This is a genomic window from Mycobacterium appelbergii (assembly GCF_032883035.1).
In the GTDB taxonomy this organism is placed as follows: Bacteria; Actinomycetota; Actinomycetes; order Mycobacteriales; family Mycobacteriaceae; genus Mycobacterium; species Mycobacterium appelbergii.
In genome coordinates, this window is sequence record NZ_JAMQTH010000019.1 from 105,257 (window position 1) to 131,180 (window position 25,924).

Below are 25,924 nucleotides of genomic sequence, written 5' to 3' on the forward strand. Positions count from 1 at the left end.
TCCGCGCGGCCGATCGCTACCGAACCCAACTTTGTGTTGCGCGGCTCTCTATCCTGGTGCCGGTGAGCATCGGGTCTGAGACAGCGACGGCGGGCGCCGGCGTCGAATCGGCTCAGCCACGCCGTGCGGTCATCGACCGCGCGTGGCGGGCGATCGGGCCCGGCGTCGAGGTGTTCAGCGGGGAGGACGGTGGGCCGCTGCGCCGCACGGTGAAGCGGATCATCGATCCTCTGGTACTGCGGCTGCGCAACAACACCCAGTTCTCTGCCGTGGTCCTGACCGCCGAGGTGGCCGGGGCGGCGCACGACGCGATCCTCGCGCAGGCGCCGCAATTGCGTGCCGCGGCAGCCTGGTTCGTGCTGCTCAAAGCCGAGCGGCGACGAGCACGCATCACCACCGGCAACGCCCAGGAACTCTACTTCCCGGTCTGTTTCGAGCTGGCGGTGACCAAGGGTGCACCGCGACCCGATGACCACCAGGCGGCGGCGACCGTGTTGCACGACATTCACCATGGTCGTGACCGCACGGCGATCGAGGTGCTCAACCGGTACGTCGACGACACCGCGGTGGTGGTCAAGCTGACCCGGCAGCTCGAGCACAGCTGGCATGACGTGCGCCCGGCCGACACCATCACCGGCCCGTTCTTCGCCGGACTGGCCACCGTGCTCGGCCCTGCGGACAGCCATGGTGCGCAGATGGCCCGCCAGCGGGTGTGGTCGGCGCTGATCGCCGATGCCACCCCCTACAACCTCGGCGCCAAAGCCCGTACGCCGTCCGCCGAGCTACCGTGGTCCATCGTCGACCTCGGGCTGAGTTCCGTTGCGCCCCAGCAGCCACCCACCGTCAACGAGGCGGCCGGCGGTGACCGGCCGTTGGACCGCAGCGTGGTGGACCGCGTGCGGGCGACGTTGCGGCGGGCGCTGGACCGCGACGAACTGCCCGACGTCCCGCTGCTCTGTGCAGAGGAGGTCGACCGGGCCTGTGCGCCATGGGGGCTCCTCGCCGAGGACAAGCAGGCCGGCCTGCTGGCCGGCATCGAGGTGGCCACCGATCTGTGCCCGCTGGCCGATTCGGCGCAGGCGCGTTATGAACTGACCGCCCGCATGCAGGCCCGTCTGGCCAAAGAGGCCTACGTGCTGCACGCCAGGAGGTATCTGGCCGACGGCGGGCCGATCCATCCCAGGCAAGAACAGGTCGTCGCCGATCTCGCTGCCTTCTCCCGGCCCTACCTCAGCCGACTGTGGGCTCGGCTGCACGGACGCGACGTCTGGCAGGAACCGTGTGTCGACGTCGAAGATGTGCGCGCTCTGCTCGAGGGCGTGGCGCGGTCGGTGAGCCTTGATCACCGGCAGCGGATCAAGGCGATGTTGGAAGTGCAGGCCGCCGGATGACCGGGATGAAACTGACCGCCGAATCCGGCTTGTGGAGCACCGGTTCCCTCACCGCGCCGCCCCCGCTGGTGGCGGTGCTCGAGGTCAGCGGCGCGGTGTTGGCGTGGCCCGTCGGCGACCCCGGAACCGGGGATCCGGTCATCACGTTCACCGATCACCGGCGCGCCGACTGGCTGTGGCGGGTTGTCGGGGAGGCCGGGCACGTGGCCGTCGTCGAGGCGCTGGCCCAGCGCGATTCGAAGCAGCCGGTCGAAATGGCCGGGGTGGCAACGCTGCCGGTGCCGGTGGCCGCGTTGCGGCGGCTGGCGATGGGACACTGGTTGCGCCGATGGTGGCCGGCCAGTGAACGTGACGGGATCCTCGCCCTCGACCGCGCGGTGCTCGACGCCGAAATCGCCCTGCTGACCGTGGGCGCCGAGGACTACTTCTCCGACGACACCATCGACTCCGATGTTCACGGCCTGCTGCTTCCCCATGTCGCGACGCTGAATACGCTTGCCGCCGAAGGCGACCCACGTATCACCGAGCTGGTGGAGCGCTGCCGGGAGCTGGCCGACGAGATAGGGTTGGCCTGGACGGAATCGGCGCGGGCACCCCGGCGGGCAGACTATGCACTCGCGGCCGGTGCGGCTGACGCATCGGTCGCAGATGCCGTCATCGGTCGGGGAGTGGCGACCGTCAACTGGTCGGCGGTGCCGCCGGGGGTCTTCGACGCGGCCGAGGACACCGTCGGCTGGACTGTCGTCCCGGCCGGGTCGGCGGTCAATGCCCACGTGCAGGTCGCCCTGGCAGGCCCCGGTCAGCCCGATGGCATCGCAGTGAACCTGCGCTGCGGCGAATATCACGGCGCCGCCGTTCTCGATGCCGCGGGTCGCGCGGTGTTTCAGGTCCTCGATGCCGGCGGGCAGCCACTCGATGAGACCCCGGCGTGGAACCAGGATTGGTCGGCGGCAGTGGTTTCCGTCGGGGTTTCCGGGGCAGGCGAGTCAGAGCACACGCGGACCCGGGTGAGGGAATTGGCCCGTGCCCGCCTGGCCACCCCCGGCGAGGATGCCTACCTCGCCGAAGTGCTGGCTGCAGAATCGGATTACTGATTCATTTCGCCGCGGTCTGGATGTAGGCAGCCGACGTCGGCGCCGTCGGGAGACCGGTGACCGGCGCCGAAGGTGTCCCGATCTGTCCGGCCAGCCACGGTAGGGCCGCACTGAATGCCTGGGTGGCGAACGGCCAGTCATGCTTGCCGGGTTGGCTCACCACCGCGCACGAGATGCCCTTGGCCGAGCCGAGCGCACACAACGAGTTCGCCGCGGCCGCCTGTTCATTGGGCGCGGTGCCCGTCCCGTTGACGTCGAACCACCCCGCCACGCCACGGTACGGGCCGTGCCGGTTGATCACCGTGGTCGGGTCGAACGAGTCCCACGCCGCAGTACTGCCGCCGAACAAGCGGCTGATGGTCTGGGCCTTGTTACCCGAATTGGGGGTGAGATCGCCTGCGATGTCCTCGAAGGCACTGAACAGTTCCGGGTGCATGACAGTGAGATCCACCGCGCAGGTGCCGCCCATCGACCAGCCGACGATGCCCCAGTTCGCCGCCGCCGGGCTGACCCCGAAGTGCGACTCCATGTAGGGCACCACATCTTTGGTGAGGTGGTCGGCCGAATTTCCACGGCTGCCGTTGACGCATTCGGTGTCGTTGTTGAAGGTCCCGCCCGGGTCGACGAACACGAGCACCGGAGCGTTCCCGTGGTGCGCTGCAGCGAAGTCGTCGACGATCTTGATCGCATTTCCGGTGCGCGCCCAGTCCGCCGGGGTGTTGAACTCGCCGCCGACCATCATCACCGTCGGCAGGTGCGGTGGGGGATTGGTCGCGTACCAGGCGGGCGGCAGATAGACGAGTTCCTCGCGGTGGCGGAACCCGGACGCCGAGTTCGCGATCTGGACGGGAACCACCGTGCCCTTGACCGGTATCCGGCCCTGCTTCTGCATGGCGGTGATGGTCACCGCGTCAACCTGATCGGGCAGCGGGCCGGCGGTCAGTTGATTCCAGGCGGTCAGCACGGTGGGGAAATAGCCCACCCACAGATTCAGCGCCAACGCGGCGCACAACAGACACATCGGCACCGCAAGCAGTGACGCGCCACGCCGCCACCACGGGTTGCGCCGCCAGCCGGCCACCAACACCGCCGCCGAGGCGCCGAAGAGCGCGACCCACACCCACAGTGAGTTGGGAGCAGGGTTTCCGGCGAGTCCCTGTGCGTCGACGTACCAGTAGACGCACGCCGCCAACGCCGCACCGACGAGCGCTGCCCACGGCAGCCACAGCAACCGCCAGCGCCGGGTGCGCCAGCCGACCGCCGCGATCACCACCGCCGCGGTGAGCAGCTGTACGGTGATCGGAATCCAGCCGTGCATCAACGACAGGTGGTGGCGAAGGGCCTCGGCGAAGCTCACCGCTTCATCGTGGCCGCCGATCCTTGTGATCCGCTGTGAAAGCGCTGCTAACGCGGTTTGGCCAACGGAAACGGCAGGGTCTCGCGAATGCTGCGTCCGGTGATCAACATGACCACGCGGTCCACGCCCATGCCGAGGCCGCCCGTCGGCGGCATGGCGTACTCCATGGCCTGCAGGAAATCCTCGTCGAGCTCCATCGCCTCCGGATCGCCGCCTGCGGCCAGCAACGACTGTTCCTGCAAACGCCTGCGCTGCTCGACGGGGTCGGTGAGCTCGCTGTACGCAGTGCCGAGTTCGACGCCCCAGGCGACCAGGTCCCAACGCTCGGCCACCCCGGCGATGCTGCGGTGCGGGCGGGTCAGCGGTGACACCGAGGTCGGGAAATCCTTGTAGAAGGTGGGTGCGGTGGTGCGGTCTTCGACCAGGTGTTCATACATCTCCAGCACCACCGCGCCGGCGTCCCAGTGCGTCAGATACGGGATCTCGGCCGAATCACACAGCCGGCGCAGGGTTTTCATGTCGGTGTCGGCGGTGATGTGTTCGCCGAGTGCCTCCGACACCGCGTCGTGCACGGTTTTGACCGCCCACTGCCCGGAGATGTCGACCGGCTCCAGCACACCGTCCGCGCGGGGCCGCATGAAGACGTGTGCGCCATTGGCGGCTTGGGCGGCGTTCTGGATGAGTTCGCGGCAGCCGTCGATCCAGACGTTGTAGTCGGCGTGCGCCTGATACGCCTCCAACAGCGTGAACTCCGGGTTGTGGCTGAAATCCACACCCTCGTTGCGGAACGCGCGTCCCAGCTCGAACACGCGCTCCACCCCGCCGACGCACAACCGTTTGAGATAGAGCTCGGGAGCGATCCGAAGATACAGATCCAGATCGTAGGCATTGATGTGGGTCAGAAACGGCCTGGCATTGGCGCCGCCGTGGATCTGCTGCAGGATCGGGGTTTCGACTTCGAGAAAGCCCTTGCCGTACAGGGTTTCCCGGATGGCGTGCAGGGCGGCGCTGCGGGCCCGGATCAGGTCACGGGCCTCGGTGTTGACGGCGAGGTCCACGTAACGGGCCCGCACCCGGGCTTCCTGGTCGGTCAGCCCTTTCCACTTGTCCGGCAGCGGCCGCAGGCATTTCCCGATCAGGCGCCATTGGCCGACCAGCAGCGAGTGCGTGCCATTGCGGCTGAGCCCCATGGCGCCCGTCACCTCGACCAGGTCGCCCAGATCGATGGTCGCGGTGAAATCCACGGTGCTGCCTGCGGCGAGTGTCGACTCGTCGAGCAGCAGCTGGACTTCGCCGGACCAGTCCCGCAGTTGGGCGAACAGCACGCCGCCGTAGTCGCGGATCCGCATCACCCGGCCCGCGACGGTCACCGGTTGGGCGCCTTCGGTTTCCAGGGCAGCCGCGACGGTGTGGCTGGGTGCCTGGCCGACCGGGTAGGCGTCAACCCCGTTGTCCTGCAGCGCCTTGAGCTTCGCCATCCGCACCCTGACCTGCTCAGGCAGTCGCGGTTGATCATCGGCGGCCAGCTGCGTCGACATCCCGGTCAGGTCCGGGGCGCTGCCGTCGCGGTGTAACCGCCCACTGTCGAGAAGGCTGGCCGGAGCGGCCACCCGCGCGCCGGTGTGCTGCTTGTTGCGTCGCGAGAACGGCAGTACCAGGAAGCCTTCGGCGATGACCGAGGCCACCCCGACCCGTGGCACCAGCCGGGCGTCCTCGTAGCACGCATACCGGGGCACCCACTCGGGCTGGTACTTCATGTTCGACCGGTACAGGGTCTCCAGCTGCCACCAGCGTGAGAAGAACACCAGCAGGGCACGCCAGAGCCGGGCCACCGGTCCCGCGCCCAGTTGCGAACCCTGCTCGAACGCCGAGCGGAACATTGCGAAGTTGAGCGAAATGCGGCTGACCCCAATGCCTTCGGCCTGCATGCACAGTTCGCTGACCATCAGCTCGATGGTGCCGTTGGGCGATTGTGGGGAACGCCGCATCACATCCAGCGACACACCGTTGGTGCCCCACGGCACCAGCGAGAGCATCGCGACAACGGTTTCGTCCTGGACCGCTTCGACCAGGAGACAGTCGCTGTCGGCGGGGTCGCCGAGCCTGCCCAACGCCATGGAGAATCCGCGTTCGGTGTCCGTGTCCCGCCAGGCGTCGGCGTGCCGGACCACCTCGGTCATCTCGGATTCGGACAGTTCGCGGTGGCGCCGGATACGGACCGTGGCGCCGGCCCGCCGCGCCCGGGTGACGGCCTGGCGCACCGCGCGCATATCGGGACCGGACAGCCGGAAGCGGTCCGGGTGCAGGATCGCCTCATCACCGAGTTGCAGTGCGTTGAGCCCCGCGGCGCGGAACGCCTCGGCGCCGCCCGAACTGGCACCCATCACCCCCGGCGCCCACCCGTACCGTTGGCACAGCTGCAGCCACGCCTCGATGGCCTGCGGCCACGCCTTGGGATCGCCGAGCGGGTCGCCGCTGGCCAGGCAGACGCCGATCTCCACGCGGTAGGTGATCGCCGCGCGACCGTTCGGCGCGAACACCACGGACTTGTCGCGACGGGTGGCGAAGTAGCCCAGCGAATCGTTCTTGCCGTACAGCTCCAGCAGTCCCCGGATCGCGGATTCATCTTCACCGGTCAGCGCGTTGGTGGCGCGCTGGGACTGGAAGAGCACGATCGCCGCGATGATCAGGGCCAGGGCGCCGAACAAGCCGAAGATGGCGTTGAGGAATGGGTGTGAGTAGCCCTCGAAGACCTCGGTGGGCACCGTTGCGAACCCGCTCACCCGGTTGATCGCATAGGGCAGCCGCCAGTCGGGCTCCAGGGTGCCGGGAAACAGGGTCAGCAGGCCCCAGGCGGCCAGGATGCCGACCGCCATGCCGGCCACCAGGACCAGTGCGGACTTGAGCAGGGCGCCACGTCGGACCTTGGCCCAGAACTGCTTGCGGGCCAGCACCAGGCATGCGATCCCGGCGAGGTGGAACGCCATGCCGATGGTTTCGCCGATGTCCTCGGCCACCGGCTCGCCGCCGGTGACCAGGTCGCCCAGGTTCCAGCCGACGGCGCCCACCAGGTAGAGCACCAGGATCCACCAGGCGATGCGCTTGCGGGCCGCGAGCGCGGCCGCGAGCAACGCCAGCACGAACGCCCACGCGAAGCTGGTATCGGGGAAATTGAAGATGTAGTCGTTGACGAATTCGCGGGGCACCCTGATGATCCAGCGCACCAGCGGCGACACACTGGCGATGAGGGACAGGGTCGCGATGATGCCGACGGTCCAGCCCGCCGCCGCAGGGACCCAGGAGAAGCCGGTCTGCCGCGCGACGGTGCGGCTCACAACGGTCATAGGGCCGGAGAATAGGCCCTCAACCCGCCAATGTGGTGGATGAATTACCAGACCGGGCCGGTGTACTTCTCGCCTGGCCCTTTACCCGGCTCGTCCGGTGCCGCACTCGCTTCGCGGAATGCCAGCTGCAGGCTCTTGAGCCCGTCACGCACCGGCCCGGCGTGCGGGCCCAGATATTCCGCCGATGCGTTCACCAGACCGGCCAGTGCGGTGATCAACCGTCGGGCCTCGTCGAGGTCACGGTGCGGGCTGTCCTCGGGGTCCGGGGCCGACAACCCGATCTTCTCGGCCGCGGCGCTCATCAACATGACCGCGGCCCGGGTGATCACCTCGACCGCAGGAACCTCGGCGAGATCGCGTACCGGCGGCTGACCTGCATCTGGCGTTACAGTCGGATCGGACATGCCTGCTAGACTGTCATGCGCGACCGTCCCGGCGTATGCCAGGGACAGTAAGTGGAGTCCCGCTCCCACCGTTGACCACACCGGATCAACGGTCCGGTCACCGGCATCCTACGGATGCCGGTTCTGCGCCCGACACCGGGCTGCAGGCGGCTGAAAGCCGTGATCGGTCGGCATCGGGCCCTGCTTTGAGCAGGGCTTTTCTGCTCTTCAGGGCAGAGCGCTGATGGCGTGGGTCTCCGTAAATGGACAACATAGGAGGCCCCATCAGCACTGAGACCCGTGTCAACGAGCGCATCCGCGTACCCGAAGTCCGCCTGATTGGACCAGGTGGTGAGCAGGTAGGCATTGTGCGTATCGAAGACGCACTCCGCGTCGCCGCAGACGCCGATCTCGACCTCGTTGAAGTAGCCCCTGACGCCAAACCCCCGGTTTGCAAGATCATGGACTACGGCAAGTTCAAGTACGAGACGGCTCTCAAGGAGCGCGAGTCTCGCAAGAACCAGCAGCAGACCGTCGTCAAGGAACAGAAGCTGCGACCAAAGATCGATCCGCACGACTATGAGACCAAGAAGGGTCACGTCGTCCGCTTCCTCGAAGCCGGATCGAAGGTCAAGGTGACGATCATGTTCCGCGGACGCGAGCAGTCGCGGCCCGAACTGGGCTACCGGCTGTTGCAGCGGCTGGGCGCCGACGTGGCCGAGTACGGCTTCGTCGAGACGTCCGCCAAGCAGGACGGCCGCAACATGACGATGGTGTTGGCACCGCACCGCGGCGCGAAGACCCGCGCCAAGGCGGCAGAGCAGGCCGAGCGCCCCGGCGGGCCGCCAGCCGCCCCCGAAGAACCCAATACGTAGTACCAGATCAAGACAGAACTGAGGACTCATGCCCAAGGCGAAGACCCACAGCGGTGCCTCCAAGCGGTTCCGCCGCACCGGTACCGGAAAGATCGTGCGGCAGAAGGCGAACCGCCGCCACCTTATGGAGCACAAGCCCACCAAGCGCACCCGCAGGCTCGACGGCCGCACCGTGGTGGCGGCGAACGACACCGCCCGCGTGAAGAAGCTGCTCAACGGCTAGTACAGCCCGCTCCCCGAACCCGATCGAGAATAGGAACATCCCATGGCACGCGTGAAGCGCGCAGTCAACGCCCAGAAGAAGCGGCGCACCGTACTCAAGGCCTCCAAGGGCTACCGCGGTCAGCGGTCCAGGCTGTACCGCAAAGCCAAAGAGCAGCAGCTGCATTCGCTGACCTATGCCTACCGGGACCGTCGCGCCCGCAAGGGCGAGTTCCGCAAGCTGTGGATCTCGCGTATCAATGCCGCGGCCCGCGCCAATGACATCACCTACAACCGCCTGATCCAGGGTCTGAAGGCCGCCGGTGTCGAGGTGGACCGTAAGAACCTCGCGGAGATCGCCGTGAGTGACCCGGCCGCGTTCACCGCGCTGGCCGAGGTGGCCAAGGCCGCTCTGCCTGCCGACGTGAATGCGCCTGCCGGCGAGGCTGCCTGACGGAAAGCCGGAGCGAAGCGACCACTGAAGAAATGTCGCCGCTCACCGAGCGCTCTGCCCGGGTGACCGCAGCGGTCAAGCTGCACCGTCATGTCGGGCGTCGCCGCGCCGCGCGCTTCCTCGCCGAGGGGCACAACCTTGTCGAGGCAGCGCTGCGGCGCGGTGTTGTCTCCGAGGTGTTCGCGACCGAAGCCGCGCTGGAGCGGTTCCGGTCGCTACTGGCCGACGTCCCCGTGCAGCTGGTCACCGAGCGCGCGGCAAAAGCCCTGTCGGACACCGTGACCCCGGTCGGCCTGGTGGCGGTGTGCAGCCTGCCGGAGACCACCCTGGATGACGTACTGGCGGATACGCCCACCCCGCCGGGGCTGATCGCCGTCGCGGTGGCGATGTCCGAGCCAGGCAACGCCGGCACGTTGATCCGCGCTGCCGACGCGATGGGCGCCGTGGCCGTGGTGCTGGCCGGGCACAGCGTCGACCCGTACAACAGCAAGTGCCTACGGGCCTCGGCAGGCAGCATCTTCGCCATCCCGGTGGTCAGCGAGCCCGATTCCGCCGGCGTGGTCGACAGACTGCAGGCCGCCGGGTTGCAGGTGCTGGCGGCCACCGTGGACGGCGAAGTCAGTCTCGACGCCGCTGACCTGGCCGCGCCGACCGCATGGCTGTTCGGGCCGGAAGCCCACGGTCTGCCTGTGGAGCTGGCCGCCAAGGCCGATCATCGGGTCCACATCCCGATGCGGGGGAACGCCGAAAGCCTCAACATCGCCGCGGCCGCCTCGATCTGCCTGTATCAGAGCGCCACGGCCCACCGCAGTCCTGCCAACTAATCACCGCGAGCAGACGCGCCGGTACCCGATAACGCCCATTTTCGGGTGCATAAGTGTCTGCTCGCGGGTCAAACGGCCAGCCAGATCAGCCCGGCCATCGCGAACCCGACGACCGACAGGATGGTCTCCAGCACGGTCCAGGTTTTCAGGGTGTCCTTGACCGACATGTTGAAGTAGCGCGAGACGATCCAGAATCCGCCGTCGTTGACATGGCTGGCGATGATGGAACCGGCCGACACCGCCACCACGATCAGGGCGACCTGGGCGGGTGAGTAGTTTCCTTCGGCCACCGAGGCCTGGATGATGCCGGCCGTGGTCACGATGGCCACCGTCGCCGAGCCCTGGGCGACCCGCAACGCGCAGCTGATCAGATATGCCGACACGATCACCGGCAGCCCGATCGCGGCCATCGAATCGGCCAGCGCATCCCCGATCCCGGTGGCGCGCAACACCGCTCCGAAGAACGCGCCCGCACCCACGACCAACAGAATCATCCCCACCGGGCGCAGCGACACCCCGGAGATCTTGGCGAGCTCCTGAGCCGAAATGCCGCGCCGGATACCGAGTAGATACAGGGCCAGCATCACCGCGATGGTCAGGGCGATGGCCGGATTGCCGACGAGGGTCAGCACGGACAGCAGCGCACCCCCGTCGAGCACCACGTCGGCGATGGTGGCGGCCAGAATCAGCAGCATCGGCGCCAGGATGATGAACGCGATCAGGCTGAGTGCGGGCGGATTGGCGGTGTCGGCCTCGTCCTCCTCGGGGACGAACTCCTCGGGTACCTCGACCTGGATACGCTTGCCGATCCACGATCCCCACACCACGCCGCTGACCAACCACGCCGGGATGCCACATGCCAGCCCCATGATGATGATCCAGCCGAGGCTGACGCTCAGCAGTCCGGCCGCGGCGACCGGCCCGGGGTGCGGGGGCAGGAAGGCATGCGTCATCGACAGGCCGGCGAGCATCGGCATCGCATACAGCACCAGGGATTTCCCGCCGCGTTTGGCTGCCACGTAGACCAGCGGTGCCAGGATGAAGATGCCGATGTCGAAGAAGACGGGGATACCCAGCACCAGACCGGTCACGCCCATCGCCAGCGGTGCGCCCCTGGGCCCGAACAGGTTCAACAACCGGGTGGTGAGAACATCGGCCCCACCCGAGCGCTCCAGCATCGCGCCCAGCACCGTGCCGAGGCCGATGATCACGGTGATGTGGCCGAGGATTCCGCCGAATCCCTTTTCCAAGAGCGATTCTGAGGCTTTGGTGGGCGTGCCCACCAGTTCGGCGACCGGGATCCCGGCGACGAGCGCGACGGCCACGCTCACCACGATCAACGCGATGAACGGCTCCACCTTGAGTTTGATGATCAGCAACAACAGGATTGCGATAGACACCGCGGCCAGGGCCAACAGTCCGGCTGTGTCGTGTTGCAGCCAGGCGACAAACGAGGTCATAGCAGCTCCAGGGGGAGGCGGGGAATCAGGACGTCAGAGCGGTGACGAAAGTTCGTGCACGAGCGGTGATTTCCTCCCAGTTCCCCGCGGCTACCGCGGCGGGTGGGACGACTCCGGTGCCTGCGCAGACCGCGAGCGCGCCGGCGTCGAGGTAGGCACGGGCGTTGTCGGGGTTGATGCCGCCCGAGGGTAGGAGCTCCACTTCGGGATATGGCCCGTGCAGATCGGACAGATACTTCGGGCCCATGCTGTGGGCCGGGAAGATCTTCACCGCCGCGGATCCGAGATCGACCGCTGTTGCCACCTCGGTCGGGGTGAGGGCGCCGAGGAAGACCGGCACCCCATTGGCCACCGCGACAGCGGCCACCTCGGGCCGTAGCCCCGGTGTGACCAGGAACTGCGCACCGGCATCGATCGCCGCAGTGGCCTGGTCCGCGGTCTGCACCGTGCCGACGCCGAGCACCACGCCCGACCGCGAGACCGCGTCAGCACACGATCGAACGTGGTCGAGAACATTGGGCGTGGTGAACGTCAGTTCCACAGTGCGGATTCCGCCAGCTGCCAGCGCGTGACACAGATCGGTGGCGTCGGGGATGTCGTCGGCGCGGACGACACTGAGCACCCGGTCGGACCGCAACACGGCGAGGCCGCTCATCGCACCGCTCCGTCCGCGTCGCGCCGTAGCGACCGGCCGGCGGTCACCCCGGTGAGTTCGCCGTCGTCGAGTGCCAATTGGCCGCGGACGAACACGTGGGTGAACCCTGTCGCGGCCCGGCGGGGGTGATCGTAGGTGGCGGTGTCGGCCACGGTGTCGGGGTCGAACAACACGAGATCGGCGGCGAACCCGGGCCGGATGAAGCCGCGGTCGGCCAGTCGCAGACGGTGAGCTGCCCGCCCGCTGAGGTGGCCGACACATTCCTCGAGCGACATCAAGCCGAGCTTGCGGGTGTAATGACCGAGATAGCGGGCGAACGTACCCCAGCCGCGGGGATGGGGTTTCGCCCCGATCAGGAGCCCGTCGCTGCCGCCGGTGTGTTTGGGGTGTCGCATGATGGCCTGCACGTTCTCCTCGTGTCCGACGTGTTGGAGGATTCCGCTGCCCAGTTGGTCCCGCAGCAGGATGTCGATGCACACCTCGAACGGGTCGCGATTCTCGGCGGTCGCGATCTCGGCGATGGTCCGTCCCACGTACTGGTCGAGCCCGTGGTTCTGTACACCGCTGATCTCGATGGTGTGCCATTCGGCGGTGACGCCGTGACAGCCGTCGGAGCCGGTGACGTCCAGCTGCTCACGGATCCGCGAGAGTGCCACGGGATCGACGAGGCGGGCCAGTGTCTCCTCGGTACTTCCTGCCGAGGACCAGCTCGGCAGGATCGCCGACAGGGTGGTGGCCCCGGGCAGGTAGGGGTAGGTGTCGAGGCTGATGTCGGCGCCCGCTTCGATCGCAGAATCCAACAGCGCCAACAGTTCCGGCGCCCGCCCTTTGTTCGGGCCGAAGTTGAGCGTGGCATGGGCCAGGTGCAGCGCACAGCCCGAGCGGACTGCGAGATCGACCATCTCCGCATACGCCTGCAGCGCTCCCGCACCGTAGGAGCGGTGGTGCGGGGAGAAGTAGCCGCCGTGCCCGGCGACGGTGCGGCACAGTGCGAGCAGCTCCTCGTTGTCGGCATACATCCCGGGCGTGTACGTCAATCCGGCGGAGAGGCCGACCGCTCCCTCGGCCATGCCCCGGCCCACGATGCGCTGCATCTCGGCGATCTGCGCGGGGTTCGCCGCCACCTCGTCCCATCCGACAACCAGTGCGCGGACCACCCCGTGTGGCACCAGATAGGCTGCATTGGTGGCGATTCCGCGGTCGAGTCGGTCCAGGTATTCGCCGACCGAGCGCCAGTCGAAATCGAAATCCTCCGGATCGGAATTCCAGCCGGCGATCTTGCGTCGCACGTGCGACAGCACGTCATCGGTGACCGGCGCGTAGGACAACCCGTCCTGCCCGAGCACCTCGGTGGTGACACCTTGGGTGAGCCGGGACGGATGCGTCGGATTGAGCAGGATCTGGAGGTCCGAATGCGCGTGCATGTCGATGAATCCGGGTGCGAGCACGAGACCGTCGGCGTCGATCACCCGGTCAGCTGAGGGCGAATCCGCCGCATCGGTGTGGATTTCGGTGATGCGGTCACCGTCGACCAGTACATCGGCACGGTAGCGCGGGGTCTCGGTACCGTCGACGACGGTGGCGGAGCGGATCAGGGTGCGCATGCCGGTACCGATCAGAAGTAGGTGCGGATCACATCGACGACGAGCGGATCATCCCCGTCGCCGTCGACCAGCGGGATGGCGCGCCACTTGTCGAAAGCCGTGCACGGGTGGGAAAGGCCAAGCCTCACCACGTCGCCCACCCGCAGATCGCTGTCGGGCGGAATGGTCATGAAAGCGTGCTGGTCGTTGACCGCGGTGATCTGCGCGTCGGCCAGCGGACGCGCAGGCGAGCCGAGTTGCGCGGCGGCACGTTGCGGCGTCGGCAGTCCCTCGTCGTACGGCACATCGCGCTTACCGGCGTCCAGCAGGGCCAGGCCCGGCTCCGGCCGCGAAACCACCCGCGCCCAGGTGTGCATGGCCGAGCGAAGCCCGCCGGTCTGTTGACCGGACTCGTCACGGCCGAACGGCGTGATACCGGTGTAGAACCCGTCGTCGTGGATGAGGTAGGCGCCTGCGCGGATGACGACGCGGGTGCGCTGGTCGGACAGCGGGGCCAGGACGTCGGCCACCACGTCGAAATACGCACTGCCACCGGCAGTTACCACTACATCGCCGTCGGTGGGGTAGAGGTCCTCCGACCGGATCCGGTGGTGCAGCTCGGCCAGCTGTTCGAGGTATGTCCGGACCCGCGACAACGACTGCCCGGTCGCGTCGTGCGCCAAGGCGCCTTCATAGCCGGACACGCCCGTCAGGCGCAGCTTCTCGCTCGCAGCAATCCGTGCGGCCACGGTCATCGCCTCGGATATCGACCGAGCGCCGGTCCGTCCGCCGGGTGCGCCGAGTTCGACCAGCACCGGGATCGGCCGCGCCATCGGTGTGTGGGCGAGCGCCGCCACCATGGCGTCCACCGTGTCGGTTGAGTCGGCCCAGGTGAGTACCTCCAGGTCGGGGTGCTCAGTGATCTTCTGGCCCAGCCAGCGCAGCGCGGCAGGGTCGACCAGCGCGTTGGCCAGATGGATCTTGTCGATACCGAACCGCACCGCGACGCGTACCTGGCTGAAGGTGGCCAGCGTGATCGCCGTCGCCCCGCTGTGGAGCTGACGCTCCCACAAAGTCGGTGACATGGTCGTCTTGCCGTGTGGTGCCAGTTCCACGCCGTGCGCCGTACACCACGACGCCATCGCTGCGAGGTTGTGGTCGATGGCCGAGTTGTCCAACGTCATGACGGGCGTGCTGAACGACGACAGGCGGGGCTTGGTGGCGAGGAACTCCGCCGTCGTCAGACCGTCAGCCCCGGCCGGCAGGGCCTTGTCCAGTTCGGACAGGCGCTCGGCGCGAAGGATTTCCGTTGTCGTCGTCACGCTCTTCTCCACGTTCTATCTGCTATGTTGCGTCTAGTGCAATCTAGGTTGCAAAATATGTTGTGATCTGTTTAACATGACACCGGCACCACGTCAATACCCGCACCTGAAGGAGGGCAGTGCAGGAAACACCTATGTGCACCCGCTCTGTCGCGTGTCTCGGGGAGGCGCTGGTGCTCGAAAGCGCCGCTGAATTGCACCTGGCCGGTGCTCCGGCTGAATTGCACCTGGCCGGTGCTCCGGCTGAATTGCACCTGGCCGGTGCGGAAGCCAACGTCGCTGCCGGCCTCACCGCCCTCGGAGTGCCCGCGGCATGGATCGGCAGGCTCGGAGATGACGAGTACGGAGCCCTCGTCGCTTCGGAACTTCGGGCGCGGGGTGTGGATGTCTCCGCTGTCGAGATCGACGCAACACGGCCCACCGGGCATTACTCGAAGCACACCGCGACCGATCACGCAGGGGAGCCCAGGACGACGAGCCGCTACCGGCGCTCAGGATCGGCCGCCTCGGCGATGGGGCCGGAATTCCTCGAAACCCCCTCGGTCGCAGCCGCACTCGGGAGGGCAGCGGTGGTGCACTGCAGCGGAATCACCGCGGCGCTGTCGGACTCCTGCCGGGCGTTGATGCGCCGCCTGCTGACCGATCGGCCCGGAATCGCCGGGGTGATGAGCTTCGATGTGAACTGGCGGGAGCAGTTATGGCCGGACGGTGATCCCAGCGTCGTGGTCGAGTTGGCGAACCAGGCCGACCTGGTCCTCGTGGGCGCCGACGAAGCACTCCGCGTCATGGGCACCGACGATCCGGTCGAGCTGCGACGGATCCTGCCGCTCCCCGCGACGGTCGTGGTCAAGGACGGAGCCCGGCGCGCCACGGCCATCGACGCCGACGGCCGGACAACCGTGGTACCCGCACTACGCGTCGAGGTGGTCGAACCGGTTGGTGCAGGCGACGCCTTCGCCGCGGGATATCTCAGTGGCCTGGTGCGGGGCGACGATGTCGCGACCTGCCTGCGGCGTGGCCACATCGGTGCGGCCGCAACGCTCACCGTAGCCTCGGACTGGGCGCCGCCACCGCCGGACGCCGTGCTGGATGGATTGCTGCGCTGCTCAGAACGCAGCTGGTCGGCGACGGTCGTGACTGCCGCGGGTTTCGCGCCGCCAGAAGGGAACTGAGCGATGAGTCAGAGTGTCGCACGTGCGCTGCAGCTGTTGATTCACCTCGGGAAGGGGCCGGCGAGCCTGGACGAACTCGCGGAATCGGCCGGCGTGCACAAGACCACCGTGCTGCGGCTCTTACGCACACTGTCCGACGAGCGCTTCACATTTCGGGACCACAGCAACCGCTACCACCTGGGCTCGCGGATCTTCGAACTGGCGGCACAGGGTACCGATCAACGAGAAATCCGCCGGATCGCCTCGCCTCATCTCGTTGAGTTCAATCGCACCTATGGCCGTACCACTCACCTCGCGGCGATGGAGGGCGGCGAGGTGGTCTATATCGACAAGCTGGAATCACATGACCAGATCCGGATGTTCTCGCGGATCGGATTGAGTGCGAACCTGAACTCGACCGCGGTGGCCAAGGTCATCCTGGCCGACCTGCCGGATTCCGAGTTGCACACCATCGTCGCCGCAATGGATTTCACCCGGCGCACCCCCAATACCATCACGACCCGCGACGCTTATCTCCGCGAGATCGAGACGGTACGGGCCCAGGGCTGGGCCCGGGACCGCGAGGAGAACGAGCCGTCGATCAACTGCCTCGGCGTGCCTATCCGGGGCGCCTCCGGACGCGTCGTCGCCGCCGTGTCGGTGTCGGTGCCCGACGTGGTGCTGCCGTTCGACCAAGTTGTCGCCCTGCTCGAACCACTGCTCGCCGTCGGCGAGAACATTTCGCGCGACTGCGGCTACCGGCCGCAGGCCTGATCCACCGAGAAACCCACCACACAAAAGGAGTCCAACGTGTCGAAGTCCCAGGTGATCCGTACCGACGCCGCACCCGCACCCGCGCACACCTTCAGCCAGGGCATCCGGAAGGGCGGTCTGCTGCAGGTGTCCGGACAGGGCCCGATGGACCCCTCGACGAACACCTATATCGGCGAGGGGGATGTCGGGGCCCAAACCCGGCGGACGCTGGAGAATGTGAAGGCAATCCTGACCGCCGGTGGCGCCGGTGTGGATGACGTGCTGATGTTCCGCGTCTACCTCACCAAGCGCGAGGATTTCGCCGCCATGAACGAGGTGTACGGCCAGTTCATCGCCGAAAACGTGCCATCGGGCGAACTACCGTGCCGGACAACGGTGTTCGTAGACCTGCCACATGAGGTCATGCTGGTCGAGATCGATGCGCTAGCCGCCGTTGAGTAGCCCGCGCGCCACGTGGGTGATCTGAACCTCGTTGCTGCCGGCATAGATCATCAGTGACTTGGCATCGCGGGCCAACTGCTCCACCCGGTACTCGGTCATGTAGCCGTTGCCGCCGAACAACTGCACCGCGTCCATCGCGACGTCGGTGGCTGCCTGCGAGCAGTACCACTTGATGGCCGAAGCCTCGGCAAGCGATATCGACTTGCCTTCCTGAGCGGACTCGATGACGCGGAACAGCATGTTGCGCACGTTCATCCGGGCCACTTCCATGTTGGCCAGCTTCAACTGGATCAGCTGGAACTGGCCGATCTCCTGCCCCCACAGGGTCCGGCTCTTGGCGTATTCCACGCTCAACCGCAGGCACTCCTCGATGACCCCGAGGGCCATCGCCGCCACGCCGATACGTTCGGTGGAGAAGCTCGACCGTGCGCTGTCCCTGCCATCACCCGCGTCATTGTGTTCGGTTTCGCCGAGTAGCCGGTCCCGGCCCAACCGCACGTTGTTGAAGAACAGTTCACCGGTGCGTGAGCTGTGGATGCCCATCTTGTGGAACGGCTTCGACTGCACGAAGCCCTCCATGCCGCGGTCGAGCACGAACGTCAGCACCTTGCGGTCCCGCTTGTCGACTTCCTGACCCTCATCCAACTTGGCGTAGACCACCACCACATCGGCGTCGGGGCCGTTGGTGATGAACGTCTTCTGGCCGTTGAGGATGTAGTCCTCACCGTCCCGGGTCACATAGGACTTCATGCCGCCGAACGCATCCGAGCCCGAATCGGGTTCGGTGATCGCCCAGGCACCGACCTTCTCGTAGGTCACGAGCCCGGGCAGCCAGCGTTCCTGCTGCGCCAGGGTGCCCCGGCTCTGGATGGTCGGTACCGTCAGGCCCAGACTCACGCCCATGCCGGTGACCAGGCCCATCGATACCCGGCACAGCTCGCTGACCACGACGAATCCCATGCCGGCCGAGGCGCTGCCGCCCCCGAACATGCCGCCCGAGCCGGAGCCCGACGGTTTCGCGTCACCATTGGCGCCGTCGCGCAACCGGGCCAGCCGCTTGTCGAGCGCCTCCTTGGCCATCACATCGATTCCGAACGTCGCGAACAACTTCCGGACGATGGGGTAGGGCTCCATCTCACCGCTTTCCAGCGCGTCGAGATGGGGGCGGATTTCCTTGTCGACGAACTCGCGCACGGCGTCGCGCACGGCAAGGTCGACGTCAGACCACTCAAGCATCCCGACAGCCTAGGCCGCGGGCTCGGCGCGTTGTGCCGGCCGTCGAGCCGGCCGCAGGGCAGGCAGCGAGAACGTGGTGTGCACCAACGCGCCCGCCCGGTCCAGCAGCGTCTTACGCCTCGGCAGGTAGTGCATGGGCAGGCCGCGCCGGTCGCGCGGGGGAGCCATGAATCCGGGTGCCTCGACCAGTGGTGCGTCGGCAGGCAGCCGGCCGGAGGCGCGGCGGTAGGCCGACAGTGCCCGGGGATGCAGCCGGATCTCATCGGGTACCGCGACGAAGGCCAGTTCGACCATTTTCCCGAAGATCCGCAGCAACACCTCGTCGCCGGGTGTCCAATGCATTCCGGCTTTTTCGCGTACCGCCGGGTCGAAGAGGCCCGCGGCAATCCAGCGCTGCGCACCCACGAGCGGTTTGAACAGCTGATCCCAGATCGGTGTCGGCATCAGCACGAACCAGGGCTTGGGTATGCGGATGGTGAAGATGTCGAGCGTGGCGCGATTGATCTCCAGTTCGTCGCGGCACTTCGCATCCCAGTACTCCTGGAATTCCTCCCAGGTCGCGGGAACCGGGCGCATGCTCATGCCGTACATCCGGTACCACTGCACGTGTTCGTCGAAAAGTTGGCGCTTTTCGGCCTCGGTGAGGCCGCCGCAGAAGTACTCGGCCGTCTTGATGATGAGCATGAAGAAGGTCGCGTGCGCCCAGTAGAAGGTCTCGGGGTTCAACGCGTGGTAGCGCCTGCCCTGGCTGTCGACACCCTTGATCGTGTTGTGGAAGCCCTTGATCTGGGCGCCGGTCTCCGCGGCCCGGTCGCCGTCATAGACCACCCCCATGATCGGGTACACCGACCGTGCCACCCGTTGCAACGGCTCCCGCAGCAAAACCGAGTGCTCCTCGACGCCCGCGCCCAGTTCTGGATACATATTCTGGATCGCGCCGATCCAGACGCCGAGCATTCCGGTACGAAGATCGCCGAAGTATTTCCAGGTCAGGGAGTCCGGGCCCAACGGATCCCGGACTGCGGTGGTCGCCGATCTCGTGGTCATCGCGTCTCCATCGACATTGAATGACTGCAAACCTCACGGTCTGAGTTCCACGATAGTAGTGACAACATACGTTGTCTATCAGCGCGCGCCGCACTCTTGACAGGTGTTACCGGGCGGCAATCACCCTGCCGCACAGGTGTGACCGGGCGTGTAGCGATACTCTTGCGCGGTGGATGGCGAATCGTTCGATGAACGATCCGGCCCCTCAGAGCAAATCGACCAGGGCCTGCCCGGACCGCTCGGGTGGCTGTATCGAACCAACCACAGCCCTGCGGTGATTGCCATGGTCAGGCGCATGCGTCGCGCACTACCCGGCGATCCCGACTTCGGCGATCCGCTCTCCGCGGCAGGTGAGGGCGGCCCGCGTGCGGCCGCGCGAGTGGCCGACCGGCTACTCGACCGTTACGCGGCATCGCGCGAGGTGAGCCTCGGCGCATTGCAGGTATGGCAGGCGCTGACCGAACGGGTCTCCGGGACCCCGGCCAACCCCGAGGTGACGCTGGTCTTCACCGACCTCGTGGGATTCTCCTCGTGGTCGCTCCGGGTGGGTGACGAGGCCACCCTGCGGCTGCTCCGACGGGTGGCCCAGGTGTTCGAGCCGCCGTTGTTGGAGGCGGGCGGCCACATCGTCAAACGCATGGGTGACGGGACGATGGCGGTCTTCGCCGACCCGGTTACCGCGATCGGTGCTGTCATCACCGCACTCACCGCGGTGAAATCAATTGACATGGACGGATATACGCCCCGGATGCGGGTCGGTATGCACACCGGCCGTCCACAGCGGATCGGGTCGGACTGGCTCGGGGTCGACGTCAACATCACCGCGCGGGTGATGGAACGCGCCACCAGGGGCGGCCTGATGGTGTCGCACACCACGCTGGAACGCATCGGTGACGATGAGCTGGCAGCGCTGGGGGCGATTGCCAAAAGGCAACGGCGACAGGTGTTCTCCACCAAACCCGAAGGTGTGCCGGACGATCTGGTGATGTACCGGGTGAAAACTCTCAGTCAGTTGCCAGGCGTGCAACCGCGCGACGAGGGTATGTCGAGCGGATAGTTGGCACAGTGCTCCCACGTGGTGTTTCGGCAGTGCTGATCAGCGTGGCCCGCATCCGGGTCACGCTGTGCTACGCCGCCGTCCTGACGGCGGTCACCACCGCGCTGTCGAGGCTGGACCCGTCGGTCTCCGATCGGATCGCCGCCGCGGCCAGTACCAACCTGCACAACTTGCGACACGGGCACTTCGGCACGCTGTTGGCAAGTGCGTTCGTCACCGAGTCGGACGGTGTGTACGCGTGGCTGCCCGGCCTGGTGTGTCTGCTGGCGCTCGCCGAACTGCTGTGGCGCAGCCGACCGCTGGTGCTGACATTCACCGTCGGCCATATCGGTGCGACCCTGTTGGTCGCGGCGGGCCTGGCCGTCGAAGTGAAGCTCGGATGGGTGCCGGCCTCGGTCGGTCGCGACATCGACGTCGGCATGAGTTACGGCGCGGCGGCCGTACTGGGTGCGCTCACCGCCGCGATCCCACTGCGTCGGCTCCCGGCCTGGGTCGGGTGGTGGTTGGCGGCCGGGTTGACCGCGGCCGCGCTGAGCCGTGACTTCACGGCCACCGGACACCTCATCGCGCTGCTGCTGGGCATGGTGGTGTCGACTCGCCTGAACCGCCCCGATCGCCTGCCCCGCGGATACGTGGCGCTGCTGGCCGTGGCGGCACTGTTCGGGCTCATGCTGTTCGCCGGCAGTGGTCCCATGATGCCCGTCATGCTCGGCGTGGGCGCACTCGGCGCAGTGGCCGGGGTCGCCGCTGGTAAACGGATTCGAAGCGCGACCAACCCATCGCTTATGATCGCCGGGTGGTTCGCACGCGAGGAGAAACAGGTGCCCGCACGCGAGGAGAAACAGGCGCCCGCACGCGAGGAGGACAGACGGGCGCTGAGCAGCCCAGTGATCTCTCCGAAGAAGCCCTGACAAAAGCCGTCAGTGCGGCCCGGCATGCTTTTGAACTGGCCGGTGACCTTGATGCGCTGGCGCACGCGCGGACCGAGCATCTCGGTGACCGGGCCACGATCGCGCTGGCCCGCCAGGCATTGGCGTCGCTTCCCAAGGCCGAGCGGGCCGACGCAGGCAAGCGCGTCAACGTTGCCCGCTCCGACGCCCAGCGCGCCTATGACGAGCGCCTGGCCGTGCTCCGCGCCGAGCGTGACGCCGCGGTGCTGGTATCCGAACGGATCGACGTCACACTGCCCTCGACGCGGCAACCACTCGGCGCGCGGCACCCGATCACGATCTTGGCCGAGAACGTGGCCGACACGTTCGTGGCAATGGGCTGGGAGCTGGCCGAAGGGCCCGAGGTCGAGACCGAGCAGTTCAACTTCGACGCACTGAACTTTCCGCCCGACCATCCCGCCCGCAGCGAGCAGGACACCTTCCAGATCGCTCCGGTGTCCTCTCCCGACGCTTCGCCCGCCCAGGTCGGATCCCGCCAGGTGCTGCGCACCCACACCTCACCGGTGCAGATCCGGGCGCTGCTCGAGCGCGAGCTGCCCGTCTACATCATCTCGATCGGGCGTACCTTCCGCACCGACGAACTCGACTCCACCCACACCCCGGTGTTCCACCAGGTCGAGGGCCTGGCGGTGGACAAGGGCCTGACCATGGCGCATCTGCGGGGCACCCTGGACGCGTTCGCACGCGCACAGTTCGGCCCCGAGGGACGTACCCGGTTCCGGCCCCACTTCTTTCCGTTCACCGAGCCGTCGGCCGAGGTGGACATCTGGTTCCCCGACAAGAAGGGCGGCCCCGGCTGGGTCGAATGGGGAGGCTGCGGCATGGTCAACCCGAATGTCTTGCGGGCCTGTGGAATCGACCCGGAGATCTACTCCGGATTTGCCTTCGGTATGGGATTGGAGCGAACCCTGCAGTTCCGCAACGGGATTCCTGATATGCGTGACATGGTCGAGGGCGACGTCCGCTTCTCCCTGCCCTTCGGAGTCGGCGCCTGATGCGTATTCCCTACACCTGGCTGCGCGAAATCGTCCGGGCCGGTGTGCCGGACTGGGAGGCGTCCGCTGACGAGCTCGAGCAGACCTTCATCCGAATCGGCCATGAGGTCGAGGAGATCATCCCGATCGGACCGGTGAGCGGGCCGCTCACCGTGGGTCGGGTCGTCGAGATCGAGGAACTCACCGAGTTCAAGAAGCCCATCCGAGCCTGCAAAGTCGACGTCGGCGAGCCCGAACATCGCGACATCGTCTGCGGGGCAACCAACTTCGCGGTCGGTGACCTGGTGGTGGCGGCCCTGCCCGGAACGGTGCTGCCTGGGGACTTCACCATCGCCGCACGTAAGACCTACGGTCGGGTGTCGGACGGCATGATCTGCTCGTCGGCCGAGATGAACCTCGGCGTCGACCATTCCGGCATTCTGGTGTTGCCGCCGGGCACTGCCGAACCGGGTGCGGCGGCAGCCGAGGTGCTGGGGCTGGACGACGTCGTGTTCCACCTGGCGATCACCCCGGACCGCGGCTACTGCCTGTCGGTGCGCGGGCTGGCCCGCGAGATCGCGTGTGCCTATGACCTCGACTATGTCGATCCGGCTGACGTCGCGCCGCTGCCCGCCGAGGGAGAGGCCTGGCCGCTGACCGTGCAACCCGGCACCGGGGTGCAGCGGTTCGGGCTGCGCCCGGTCACCGGGATCGACCCGGTCGCGGTGTCGCCGTGGTGGATGCAGCGCCGACTGCTGCTGAGCGGTATCCGCGCCATTTCGCCTGCCGTCGACGTGACCAATTACGTCATGCTCGAGCTCGGTCACCCGATGCACGCGCACGACAGCAGCCTGATCACCGGCGGCTTCGATGTGCGGTTCGCCCGCGACGGGGAAACCGTGGTCACCCTCGACGATGTGGAGCGCACGCTCAACTCGGGCGACGTGCTCATCGTCGACGAGGTCGCGACCGCCGCGATCGGTGGCGTGATGGGTGCGGGCACCACCGAGGTACGCGAGAGCACCACCGATGTGCTGCTGGAGGCCGCGGTCTGGGATCCGGCCGCGGTGTCGCGGACCCAGCGGCGTCTACACCTGGCCAGCGAGGCCGGCCGCCGCTACGAACGTTCGGTCGACCCCGCGATCTCGGTGGCCGCGCTGGATCGCTGCGCGACGTTGCTGGCCGAAATCGCCGGTGGCACAGTGCAACCGAAGCTCACCGATTGGCGCGCGGACGACCGTACCGAGTGGAGCCAGCCCCCGATCGAGATTGCGGTCGACCTGCCGGACCGCATCGCGGGTGTCGAGTATGCCCCAGGCACCACAGCCCGCCGGCTGACCCAGATCGGCGCCGTCGTGACGGGTCAGGACCCGTTGACCGTGACCCCGCCGAGCTGGCGTCCCGACATTCGCCAGCCCGCAGACCTGGTCGAGGAAGTGCTGCGGCTGGAGGGCTTGGAGATCATTCCCTCGGTGCTCCCGACGGCACCGGCCGGGCGCGGGCTCTCGGGTGTCCAGAAGCGGCGCCGCGCCATCGGAAAGTCCCTGGCGCTCGCGGGATTTGTGGAGATACTGCCCAGTCCGTTCCTGCCTGCCGGGGTGTTCGACACCTGGGGACTGGACGCCGACGATGAACGTCGACGCGTCACCTCTGTGCTCAACCCGCTGGAGGCCGACCGGCCGCAGTTGGCCAGCACGTTGCTGCCCGGGTTGTTGGAAGCCATGGCGCGCAATGTTTCCCGCGGCACTGTTGACGTCGCGTTGTTCGCCATCGCACAGGTGGTGGAGCCGACGGAGCAGACTCGCGCGGTCGAGCGCATCCCGACCGACCGGCGCCCCACCGCCGACGAGATCGCCATGCTGGATGCGTCGCTGCCGCGGCAACCCCAGCACGTCGGTGCGGTGCTGGCGGGGCTGCGGGAGCCCGCGGGTCCATGGGGACCGGGGCGTTCGGTGGAAGCCGCCGATGCGTTCGAGGCGGTACGGGTGATCGCTCGTGCGGCCGGTGTCGACCTGACTCTGCGTGCCGCACAGCAGCTGCCCTGGCACCCGGGTCGGTGCGCTGAGGTGTTGCTCGGCGGGACGGTGGTGGGTCATGCCGGGCAGTTGCATCCGGCCGTCATCGAGCGCACCGGGCTGCCGAAGGGCACCTGCGCGGTCGAACTGGACCTCGATGCGTTACCGATTGTCGAGGCGCTGCCTGCGCCGTCGGTGTCACCGTTCCCCGCGGTGTTCCAGGACGTCAGCGTGATCGTCGATGCCGACACCGCGGCGCAGAGCGTCATCGACGCGGTGCGTGACGGCGCCGGTGAACTGCTCGAGGATGTCCGGCTGTTCGACGTGTACACCGGTCCGCAGATCGGCGAGGGGCGCAAGTCGCTCACCCTGGCGCTGCGGTTCCGCGCCGTCGACCGGACGCTGACCGAGGACGAGGCCAGCGCGGCGCGTGCGGCTGCCGTGGCGGCGGCGGCCGACCGGGTCGGGGCCGTGCAGCGGGGCTAGCGTCAGCTCACGGGATTGGTCAGCGTGGCCAGCCCGTCACCCAGTTCGCAGCTGACGATGTCACCCGGTTCGATGCCGACCGCCCCAGGCGTGCCGGTCGAGAGGATGTCGCCCGGATAAAACGGCATCACCTGGCTGTGGAAGCTCAGCAGTTCGGCAGGGGAGAACGTCATCCCGGCCACGGTGTCCTTGCGGTGCACCGCGCCGTTGTGGATGGTGGCCACCCGTAGGTCGTCCAGCGGTCCGTGCGTGAGCACCTCGTCGAGGGTGATGAGGTCCGGACCGAAGGCGAAGAAGCCCGGGTAATTCTTGACGCGGGTCAGATAACGCGGATTTTCCAGGAGCACACTCTCGGCGGTCTGGTCGAGCACTGCCACCACACCGGCGACGTAGGACATGGCATCCTCGACATTCACCTGATAGCAAGGCTTTCCGATCACCAGGCCCAGTTCGGCCTCTGAGGTGACCTTGCCGATGCGCTGCGGTACCACGATCGGTTCACCGGGGCCGACGACGGTGTGGTCGCCCTTGATGAACGATGCCGGCGTGGTTCGCGGTGCCTGTTCACCGAGATCGCCTGCGTGGGCGCCGTAGTTCAAGCCGATCCCGAGGATCTTGCGCGGACGTGTCCACGGTGCGAGTATCGGCGCGTCGGACGGCACGCACGCATCGTCGGCGACTCCTGCCGTGACCGCGGTATCGAGCGCGCGGAGCCCGTCGGCCTCCAGCAGCGCCATCAGCGCGGTAGGCGCACCGGGCATCACCTTGTCGACCCGGGCGAGCCGGCCGTCCGCCAGCGCGACGCACGCGATCGCTCGGCCGTCCAGTTCAACAGTACGAAGACGCATGG

23 protein-coding genes are annotated in these 25,924 nt (G+C 67.4%); 13 read left to right on the plus strand and 10 right to left on the minus strand.

Translation table 11 applies throughout. From position 1 onward, the window contains the following. The first annotated feature begins 62 nt into the window (after nucleotides 1-62). A complete protein-coding gene (locus M1247_RS32710) occupies nucleotides 63-1,391 on the plus strand; it encodes a hypothetical protein (protein WP_317160594.1) in 1,329 nt (442 codons plus the stop codon). 5 nt (nucleotides 1,392-1,396) lie between these two features. Continuing rightward, nucleotides 1,397-2,485, plus strand: coding sequence for a hypothetical protein (locus M1247_RS32715; RefSeq protein ID WP_317160659.1), 1,089 nt, complete (start codon nucleotides 1,397-1,399; stop codon nucleotides 2,483-2,485). A gap of 1 nt (nucleotide 2,486) precedes the next feature. Here M1247_RS32715 and M1247_RS32720 read toward each other — a convergent pair whose 3' ends face one another. From M1247_RS32720 to M1247_RS32730, 3 genes are all read right to left on the minus strand, one after another. Beyond that, on the minus strand, nucleotides 2,487-3,803 hold the full coding sequence (locus M1247_RS32720) for an alpha/beta hydrolase (protein WP_317160660.1): 1,317 nt from the start codon (nucleotides 3,801-3,803) through the stop codon (nucleotides 2,487-2,489). Nucleotides 3,804-3,889: 86 nt separating this feature from the next. Next, a complete protein-coding gene (lysX, locus tag M1247_RS32725; RefSeq protein WP_317160595.1) occupies nucleotides 3,890-7,186 on the minus strand; it encodes a bifunctional lysylphosphatidylglycerol synthetase/lysine--tRNA ligase LysX in 3,297 nt (1,098 codons plus the stop codon). A 44-nt stretch (nucleotides 7,187-7,230) separates the two neighbouring features. Continuing rightward, entirely contained in the window at nucleotides 7,231-7,590 is a 360-nt protein-coding gene (locus M1247_RS32730) for a DUF1844 domain-containing protein (RefSeq protein ID WP_317160596.1), read from the minus strand. Nucleotides 7,591-7,832: 242 nt separating this feature from the next. On the opposite strand from M1247_RS32730, the gene infC reads away from it, so the two are divergent. The 4 genes from infC to M1247_RS32750 all read left to right on the plus strand — a co-directional run bounded on the left by infC (nucleotide 7,833) and on the right by M1247_RS32750 (nucleotide 9,923). Beyond that, nucleotides 7,833-8,444, plus strand: coding sequence for a translation initiation factor IF-3 (gene infC / locus M1247_RS32735; protein WP_458695275.1), 612 nt, complete (start codon nucleotides 7,833-7,835; stop codon nucleotides 8,442-8,444). A gap of 28 nt (nucleotides 8,445-8,472) precedes the next feature. Beyond that, on the plus strand, nucleotides 8,473-8,667 hold the full coding sequence (rpmI, locus tag M1247_RS32740) for a 50S ribosomal protein L35 (RefSeq protein WP_317160597.1): 195 nt from the start codon (nucleotides 8,473-8,475) through the stop codon (nucleotides 8,665-8,667). 42 nt (nucleotides 8,668-8,709) lie between these two features. Further along, on the plus strand, nucleotides 8,710-9,099 hold the full coding sequence (gene rplT, locus M1247_RS32745; RefSeq protein ID WP_317160598.1) for a 50S ribosomal protein L20: 390 nt from the start codon (nucleotides 8,710-8,712) through the stop codon (nucleotides 9,097-9,099). 62 nt (nucleotides 9,100-9,161) lie between these two features. Then, a complete protein-coding gene (locus M1247_RS32750) occupies nucleotides 9,162-9,923 on the plus strand; it encodes a TrmH family RNA methyltransferase (RefSeq protein ID WP_317160662.1) in 762 nt (253 codons plus the stop codon). 68 nt (nucleotides 9,924-9,991) lie between these two features. On the opposite strand, the gene M1247_RS32755 is transcribed toward M1247_RS32750, so the two are convergent. From M1247_RS32755 to M1247_RS32770, 4 genes are read right to left on the minus strand one after another with little or no spacing between them, the layout of a single operon-like run. Beyond that, the gene (locus M1247_RS32755) at nucleotides 9,992-11,383 is read right to left on the minus strand and encodes a GntP family permease (protein ID WP_317160599.1); all 1,392 of its coding nucleotides are present in this window, start codon (nucleotides 11,381-11,383) and stop codon (nucleotides 9,992-9,994) included. Between the two features lie 25 nt (nucleotides 11,384-11,408). Then, nucleotides 11,409-12,038, minus strand: coding sequence for a bifunctional 4-hydroxy-2-oxoglutarate aldolase/2-dehydro-3-deoxy-phosphogluconate aldolase (locus M1247_RS32760; protein ID WP_317160600.1), 630 nt, complete (start codon nucleotides 12,036-12,038; stop codon nucleotides 11,409-11,411). Further along, the gene (locus M1247_RS32765) at nucleotides 12,035-13,642 is read right to left on the minus strand and encodes an N-acyl-D-amino-acid deacylase family protein (RefSeq protein WP_317160601.1); all 1,608 of its coding nucleotides are present in this window, start codon (nucleotides 13,640-13,642) and stop codon (nucleotides 12,035-12,037) included. The genes M1247_RS32760 and M1247_RS32765 overlap by 4 nt, the downstream gene beginning before the upstream one ends. A gap of 11 nt (nucleotides 13,643-13,653) precedes the next feature. Further along, nucleotides 13,654-14,943: an amino acid deaminase gene (locus M1247_RS32770; protein WP_317160602.1), complete on the minus strand. Its 1,290-nt coding sequence runs from the start codon at nucleotides 14,941-14,943 to the stop codon at nucleotides 13,654-13,656. 134 nt (nucleotides 14,944-15,077) lie between these two features. On the opposite strand from M1247_RS32770, the gene M1247_RS32775 reads away from it, so the two are divergent. The 3 genes from M1247_RS32775 to M1247_RS32785 are packed head-to-tail and all read left to right on the plus strand — an operon-like array spanning nucleotide 15,078 to nucleotide 17,309. Further along, complete coding sequence (locus M1247_RS32775) at nucleotides 15,078-16,115, plus strand: sugar kinase (RefSeq protein ID WP_410506985.1); 1,038 nt, start codon at nucleotides 15,078-15,080, stop codon at nucleotides 16,113-16,115. A gap of 3 nt (nucleotides 16,116-16,118) precedes the next feature. Continuing rightward, the gene (locus M1247_RS32780) at nucleotides 16,119-16,868 is read left to right on the plus strand and encodes an IclR family transcriptional regulator (RefSeq protein WP_317160604.1); all 750 of its coding nucleotides are present in this window, start codon (nucleotides 16,119-16,121) and stop codon (nucleotides 16,866-16,868) included. A 36-nt stretch (nucleotides 16,869-16,904) separates the two neighbouring features. Further along, a complete protein-coding gene (locus tag M1247_RS32785; RefSeq protein ID WP_317160605.1) occupies nucleotides 16,905-17,309 on the plus strand; it encodes a RidA family protein in 405 nt (134 codons plus the stop codon). On the opposite strand, the gene M1247_RS32790 is transcribed toward M1247_RS32785, so the two are convergent. Both M1247_RS32790 and M1247_RS32795 read right to left on the minus strand, forming a co-directional pair. Further along, complete coding sequence (locus M1247_RS32790) at nucleotides 17,292-18,545, minus strand: acyl-CoA dehydrogenase family protein (RefSeq protein ID WP_317160606.1); 1,254 nt, start codon at nucleotides 18,543-18,545, stop codon at nucleotides 17,292-17,294. The two genes, M1247_RS32785 and M1247_RS32790, sit on opposite strands and share 18 nt — an antisense overlap. A gap of 9 nt (nucleotides 18,546-18,554) precedes the next feature. After that, on the minus strand, nucleotides 18,555-19,592 hold the full coding sequence (locus M1247_RS32795) for an oxygenase MpaB family protein (protein ID WP_317160607.1): 1,038 nt from the start codon (nucleotides 19,590-19,592) through the stop codon (nucleotides 18,555-18,557). Nucleotides 19,593-19,761: 169 nt separating this feature from the next. Here M1247_RS32795 and M1247_RS32800 point away from each other — a divergent pair, with 169 nt between their 5' ends. Genes M1247_RS32800 through pheT form a run of 4 tightly spaced genes read left to right on the plus strand, consistent with a single transcriptional unit; the run spans nucleotide 19,762 to nucleotide 25,074 of the window. Next, nucleotides 19,762-20,649: an adenylate/guanylate cyclase domain-containing protein gene (locus tag M1247_RS32800; protein WP_410506982.1), complete on the plus strand. Its 888-nt coding sequence runs from the start codon at nucleotides 19,762-19,764 to the stop codon at nucleotides 20,647-20,649. 8 nt (nucleotides 20,650-20,657) lie between these two features. Next, nucleotides 20,658-21,560 (plus strand): rhomboid-like protein, encoded by a 903-nt coding sequence (locus M1247_RS32805; protein WP_317160608.1) that lies wholly within the window; start codon nucleotides 20,658-20,660, stop codon nucleotides 21,558-21,560. Then, the gene (gene pheS, locus M1247_RS32810; RefSeq protein WP_317160664.1) at nucleotides 21,557-22,594 is read left to right on the plus strand and encodes a phenylalanine--tRNA ligase subunit alpha; all 1,038 of its coding nucleotides are present in this window, start codon (nucleotides 21,557-21,559) and stop codon (nucleotides 22,592-22,594) included. Before M1247_RS32805 ends, pheS begins: the two co-directional genes overlap by 4 nt. Beyond that, nucleotides 22,594-25,074: a phenylalanine--tRNA ligase subunit beta gene (pheT, locus tag M1247_RS32815; RefSeq protein ID WP_317160609.1), complete on the plus strand. Its 2,481-nt coding sequence runs from the start codon at nucleotides 22,594-22,596 to the stop codon at nucleotides 25,072-25,074. Before pheS ends, pheT begins: the two co-directional genes overlap by 1 nt. Nucleotides 25,075-25,076: 2 nt before the next feature. Here the strand turns inward: pheT and M1247_RS32820 are convergent, their stop codons facing one another. Then, entirely contained in the window at nucleotides 25,077-25,922 is an 846-nt protein-coding gene (locus M1247_RS32820; RefSeq protein WP_317160610.1) for a fumarylacetoacetate hydrolase family protein, read from the minus strand. Nucleotides 25,923-25,924 lie beyond the last annotated feature (2 nt).

Bases quoted from the DNA above. Each gene is read 5' to 3' on its own strand.
- infC (WP_458695275.1), top strand. From the start codon at position 7,833: ATGGACAACATAGGAGGCCCCATCAGCACTGAGACCCGTGTCAACGAG.
- M1247_RS32780 (WP_317160604.1), top strand. From the start codon at position 16,119: ATGAGTCAGAGTGTCGCACGTGCGCTGCAGCTGTTGATTCACCTCGGG.
- M1247_RS32795 (WP_317160607.1), bottom strand. From the start codon at position 19,592: ATGACCACGAGATCGGCGACCACCGCAGTCCGGGATCCGTTGGGCCCG.
- M1247_RS32760 (WP_317160600.1), bottom strand. From the start codon at position 12,038: ATGAGCGGCCTCGCCGTGTTGCGGTCCGACCGGGTGCTCAGTGTCGTC.
- M1247_RS32755 (WP_317160599.1), bottom strand. From the start codon at position 11,383: ATGACCTCGTTTGTCGCCTGGCTGCAACACGACACAGCCGGACTGTTG.
- M1247_RS32820 (WP_317160610.1), bottom strand. From the start codon at position 25,922: ATGCGTCTTCGTACTGTTGAACTGGACGGCCGAGCGATCGCGTGCGTC.
- lysX (WP_317160595.1), bottom strand. From the start codon at position 7,186: ATGACCGTTGTGAGCCGCACCGTCGCGCGGCAGACCGGCTTCTCCTGG.
- M1247_RS32790 (WP_317160606.1), bottom strand. From the start codon at position 18,545: ATGCTTGAGTGGTCTGACGTCGACCTTGCCGTGCGCGACGCCGTGCGC.
- M1247_RS32730 (WP_317160596.1), bottom strand. From the start codon at position 7,590: ATGTCCGATCCGACTGTAACGCCAGATGCAGGTCAGCCGCCGGTACGC.
- pheT (WP_317160609.1), top strand. From the start codon at position 22,594: ATGCGTATTCCCTACACCTGGCTGCGCGAAATCGTCCGGGCCGGTGTG.
- M1247_RS32775 (WP_410506985.1), top strand. From the start codon at position 15,078: ATGTGCACCCGCTCTGTCGCGTGTCTCGGGGAGGCGCTGGTGCTCGAA.
- rplT (WP_317160598.1), top strand. From the start codon at position 8,710: ATGGCACGCGTGAAGCGCGCAGTCAACGCCCAGAAGAAGCGGCGCACC.
- M1247_RS32720 (WP_317160660.1), bottom strand. From the start codon at position 3,803: ATGCACGGCTGGATTCCGATCACCGTACAGCTGCTCACCGCGGCGGTG.
- M1247_RS32715 (WP_317160659.1), top strand. From the start codon at position 1,397: ATGAAACTGACCGCCGAATCCGGCTTGTGGAGCACCGGTTCCCTCACC.
- M1247_RS32765 (WP_317160601.1), bottom strand. From the start codon at position 13,642: ATGCGCACCCTGATCCGCTCCGCCACCGTCGTCGACGGTACCGAGACC.
- rpmI (WP_317160597.1), top strand. From the start codon at position 8,473: ATGCCCAAGGCGAAGACCCACAGCGGTGCCTCCAAGCGGTTCCGCCGC.